A 4,923-nucleotide genomic window follows, 5' to 3' on the forward strand; every position below is an offset into this window, starting at 1 on the left:
AATGTTTATGCGGGAGATTATCATTCCTGCTCCCGATTAAGACCAGCTACAATAGCACACTATATTATACGGCGAAGCCGTAAAACCCAACGTTAAACGAAGAAGCTGTCTATGGCACAACTTGTACAACTCACCGCAACGGTATCCGAAAAACAACTCGGTCAACGCTTAGATCAGGCTTTGGCCGAAATGTTCCCGGATTATTCACGTTCGCGCATAAAAGAATGGATTCTTGACCAGCGAGTGCTGGTTAACGGCGTTATCTGCGACAAGCCAAAAGAGAAAGTGTTGGGTGGGGAAAGCGTCGCCATCAATGCTGAAATCGAAGAAGAAGCTCGCTTTGAGCCGCAGGATATCCCGCTCAATATCGTGTATGAAGATGACGACATCCTCGTTATCAACAAGCCGCGAGATTTGGTTGTGCATCCTGGCGCGGGTAACCCGGATGGCACAATTTTGAATGCGTTGCTCCACTATTATCCTCCGATTGTGGACGTTCCTCGCGCAGGTATCGTGCATCGTCTGGATAAGGACACCACAGGTTTGATGGTGGTGGCGAAAACCGTCCCCGCTCAGACTCGTCTGGTGGAAGCACTTCAACTGCGTGAGATTACGCGTGAGTATGAAGCGGTAGCGATTGGACATATGACTTCTGGTGGCACGGTTGAAGAACCTATCAGTCGTCACCCGACCAAGCGTACTCACATGTCTGTTCACCCAATGGGTAAACCGGCGGTAACGCACTATCGCATCATGGAACATTTCCGTATTCACACGCGTTTACGTCTGCGTCTGGAAACAGGCCGCACGCACCAAATCCGTGTGCATATGGCGCATATCACGCATCCGCTGGTGGGCGATCAGCTTTATGGCGGGCGTCCACGTCCACCAAAAGGCGCTTCGGAAGAGTTCATTACTGCTCTGCGCAAATTTGATCGTCAGGCACTTCACGCCACCATGCTCCGCCTGTATCACCCGATCACCGGGATTCAGATGGAATGGCACGCACCTATCCCACAGGATATGGTCGACTTGATTGCCGCGATGCGTGCAGATTTCGAAGAACACAAGGATGATGTTGCCTGGTTATGACTAAGATTATCACTCCTCAATGGCCGATGCCTGAGGGCGTCGGGGCGTGCAGTTCAACGCGAGTAGGCGGTGTCAGCCTGCCGCCTTACGATTCTCTCAATCTCGGGGCCCATTGTGGTGATAACCTGGAACAGGTAGAGGAAAATCGCCGTCGCTTTTATGAAGCGGCAGTGTTTCCATCTCGTCCCGTCTGGCTTGAGCAGGTCCACGGCAACGCAGTGTTGACCCTGACAGGCGGCGAGTACGAATCGAAACGAGCCGATGCCTCTTACAGCAACAAGCCAGGACTCGTCTGCGCAGTGATGACTGCCGACTGCCTGCCCGTTCTGTTTTGTAATAAAGCTGGAACAGAAGTTGCCGCAGCTCATGCAGGCTGGCGCGGTCTTTGCGATGGCGTTCTGGAAGCAACGGTCGCGCATTTTCAGGATAAGCCAGAGAACATTCTGGCCTGGCTTGGGCCAGCCATCGGCCCTACGGCTTTTGAAGTGGGCGGCGAAGTTCGCGAAGCGTTTATGGCTAAAGATCCTGAAGCGGACTTCGCTTTTCGTCCTGTGGGCGAAAAATACTATGCTGATATCTATCAACTGGCACGCCAGCGTCTGGCAAATCTGGGCGTTCAGCAGATCTTCGGCGGCGATCGCTGCACACTAAGCGAAAAGGATGATTTTTTCTCTTATCGACGCGATCGGACGACAGGTCGTATGGCAAGTTTCATTTGGCTGATATAACCTAAAGAATCAAGACGATCCAGAAGGCTGGCTTATTTTTCATAAACTCCAGGTCTTTAACCTTGAATAATTGAGGGATGACCTCATTTAATCTCCAGTAGCAAATTTGACCTGTTATGGGAGGAGTTATGCGTCTGGATCGTCTTACTAATAAATTCCAGCTTGCTCTCGCCGATGCCCAGTCTCTCGCACTCGGGCACGACAACCAATTCATCGAACCTCTTCATCTAATGAGTGCACTTCTGAATCAGGAAGGGGGATCGGTACGTCCATTATTAACCTCTGCTGGCGTTAACGCCGGGCAGCTCCGCACTGCCATCGATCAGGCATTGAGCCGTTTACCCCAAGTGGAAGGTACTGGTGGTGATGTGCAGCCTTCACAGGATTTGGTGCGGGTGCTCAACCTTTGCGACAAGCTGGCGCAAAAGAGAGGGGACAACTTTATCTCGTCAGAACTGTTCGTTCTGGCGGCGCTTGAATCACGCGGTACGCTGACCGACCTGTTGAAAACCGCCGGCGCCACGACCGCGAATGTGACCCAGGCGATTGAACAGATGCGCGGAGGTGAAAGCGTGAGCGATCAGGGAGCCGAAGACCAACGCCAGGCTTTGAAAAAATACACACTCGATCTGACTGAGCGTGCAGAACAAGGCAAACTCGATCCGGTGATTGGGCGTGATGAAGAAATTCGTCGCACCATTCAGGTGCTGCAGCGTCGCACCAAAAACAACCCGGTATTGATTGGTGAACCGGGCGTGGGTAAAACCGCCATTGTTGAAGGTCTTGCCCAGCGTATCGTGAATGGTGAAGTGCCTGAAGGGCTGAAAGGGCGACGTGTACTGGCGCTGGATATGGGCGCGCTGGTGGCTGGTGCGAAATATCGTGGTGAATTCGAAGAACGCCTCAAAGGAGTGCTCAACGATCTGGCGAAACAGGAAGGCAACGTCATTCTGTTCATCGACGAGCTGCACACGATGGTTGGCGCGGGTAAAGCCGATGGTGCTATGGATGCGGGCAACATGCTGAAGCCTGCACTGGCCCGTGGTGAACTGCACTGCGTGGGCGCAACGACGCTGGATGAGTACCGTCAGTACATCGAAAAAGATGCGGCTCTGGAACGCCGATTCCAGAAAGTGTTTGTCGCAGAGCCTTCTGTGGAAGATACCATCGCTATCCTGCGTGGCCTGAAAGAGCGCTATGAACTGCATCACCATGTGCAGATCACGGACCCGGCTATCGTTGCGGCGGCAACGCTGTCGCATCGCTATATTGCGGATCGCCAGTTACCGGATAAAGCCATCGACCTTATTGATGAAGCCGCCTCCAGCATCCGTATGCAGATAGACTCGAAGCCGGAAGAGCTTGACCGTCTGGATCGGCGAATCATCCAGCTCAAGCTGGAGCAGCAGGCGCTGAAGAAAGAGTCCGATGAAGCCAGTCTCAAGCGCCTGGATATGCTTAATGAAGAGCTGGACGATAAAGAGCGTCAATATTCAGAGCTGGAAGAAGAGTGGAAAGCCGAAAAAGCGTCTCTTTCCGGCACCCAGACCATCAAGGCTGAACTTGAAGAGGCGAAAATCGCCATCGAGCAGGCTCGCCGCGTTGGGGATCTCGCCCGGATGTCTGAGCTCCAGTATGGAAAAATTCCCGATCTGGAAAAACAGCTGTCGATAGCCACACAGTCTGAAGGCAAAACCATGCGTCTGCTGAAGAACCGCGTAACCGACGTGGAGATTGCAGATGTTCTGGCACGCTGGACGGGTATTCCGGTAGCAAGAATGCTGGAAGGTGAGCGTGACAAACTGCTACGCATGGAGCAGGAGTTGCACAGTCGGGTTATTGGGCAGAACGAAGCGGTAGAGGCGGTTTCCAATGCTATTCGCCGTAGCCGCGCCGGATTATCCGATCCGAATCGGCCGATCGGTTCATTCCTTTTCCTGGGGCCGACCGGTGTGGGTAAAACAGAGCTGTGTAAGGCGCTGGCTAACTTCATGTTCGACAGTGACGACGCGATGGTACGTATCGACATGTCAGAATTCATGGAGAAACACTCTGTTTCACGGCTGGTGGGTGCACCTCCGGGATATGTTGGCTATGAAGAGGGGGGCTATCTGACAGAAGCTGTTCGCCGCCGCCCTTATTCGGTGATTCTGCTGGATGAAGTTGAGAAAGCACATCCTGATGTCTTCAACATTCTGTTGCAGGTGCTGGACGATGGGCGTCTGACTGACGGGCAGGGGAGAACGGTCGATTTCCGCAACACCGTGGTCATCATGACCTCTAACCTCGGTTCCGATTTGATTCAGGAACGTTTCGGCGAACTGGATTACGGACATATGAAGGATCTGGTGCTTGGGGTGGTCAGTCACAGTTTCCGTCCGGAGTTCATTAACCGTATTGATGAAGTGGTGGTGTTCCATCCGTTGGGCGAGAAACATATCGCTTCAATTGCGAAGATCCAGCTACAGCGCCTCTATCAGCGCCTCGAAGAGCGAGGTTATGACGTCCATATAGAAGATGATGCGTTGACTCTGCTGAGCGCGAACGGCTACGACCCAGTGTATGGTGCTCGTCCGCTGAAAAGAGCTATCCAGCAGCAAATCGAGAACCCTCTGGCACAGCAAATCCTTTCAGGTGAGCTGATTCCGGGGAAAACCATCAAGCTGATGGTGAAAGACGATCGAATTGTTGCGGTGCAGTAAGTCACAAAGTGACAAAAACGGGCCCTTGCGGGCTCGTTTTTGTTTAAAATCCAGGCAATACTAGATGCTTATCGATAGTTTTGTGTGAAAAGTGTTCGATCGATAATTTTTTTGAATATTATTCTTGCCACTTCAGAATTACCCCCTATAATGCGCCTCCACTGACACGGAACAACGGCAAGCAAGCCGCCGGGTCAGCAGGATTTCTCCGGAAATTCTGACAGAGAAAAGCGAAAATAAACGCTTGACTCTAAATGAGGAGAACGTATTATACGGGACCTCGAAACGGTGAGCGAAAGCCGCGTTTCAACTGCTCTTTAACAATTTATCAGACAATCTGTGTGGGCACTCAAAGTGACATGGATTCTTAATGTCCTCGGACACTAAATGAATACCAAGTC

3 protein-coding genes are annotated in these 4,923 nt (G+C 52.1%); all 3 read left to right on the plus strand.

Translation table 11 applies throughout. From position 1 onward, the window contains the following. The first annotated feature begins 111 nt into the window (after window positions 1-111). The 3 genes from rluD to clpB all read left to right on the plus strand — a co-directional run bounded on the left by rluD (window position 112) and on the right by clpB (window position 4,522). Entirely contained in the window at window positions 112-1,092 is a 981-nt protein-coding gene (gene rluD, locus ACRCWW_RS21185) for a 23S rRNA pseudouridine(1911/1915/1917) synthase RluD (RefSeq protein ID WP_438684168.1), read from the plus strand. Next, window positions 1,089-1,820: a purine nucleoside phosphorylase YfiH gene (yfiH, locus tag ACRCWW_RS21190; protein WP_438684169.1), complete on the plus strand. Its 732-nt coding sequence runs from the start codon at window positions 1,089-1,091 to the stop codon at window positions 1,818-1,820. Before rluD ends, yfiH begins: the two co-directional genes overlap by 4 nt. A 128-nt stretch (window positions 1,821-1,948) precedes the next feature. Next, a complete protein-coding gene (clpB, locus tag ACRCWW_RS21195; protein WP_438684170.1) occupies window positions 1,949-4,522 on the plus strand; it encodes an ATP-dependent chaperone ClpB in 2,574 nt (857 codons plus the stop codon). Window positions 4,523-4,923 lie beyond the last annotated feature (401 nt).

This window comes from Scandinavium sp. (assembly GCF_051650185.1).
Lineage (GTDB): Bacteria > Pseudomonadota > Gammaproteobacteria > Enterobacterales > Enterobacteriaceae > Scandinavium.

Excerpts from the sequence above, each read along its gene's own strand:
- rluD (WP_438684168.1), top strand. The coding sequence starts at position 112 with ATGGCACAACTTGTACAACTCACCGCAACGGTATCCGAAAAACAACTC.
- yfiH (WP_438684169.1), top strand. The coding sequence starts at position 1,089 with ATGACTAAGATTATCACTCCTCAATGGCCGATGCCTGAGGGCGTCGGG.
- clpB (WP_438684170.1), top strand. The coding sequence starts at position 1,949 with ATGCGTCTGGATCGTCTTACTAATAAATTCCAGCTTGCTCTCGCCGAT.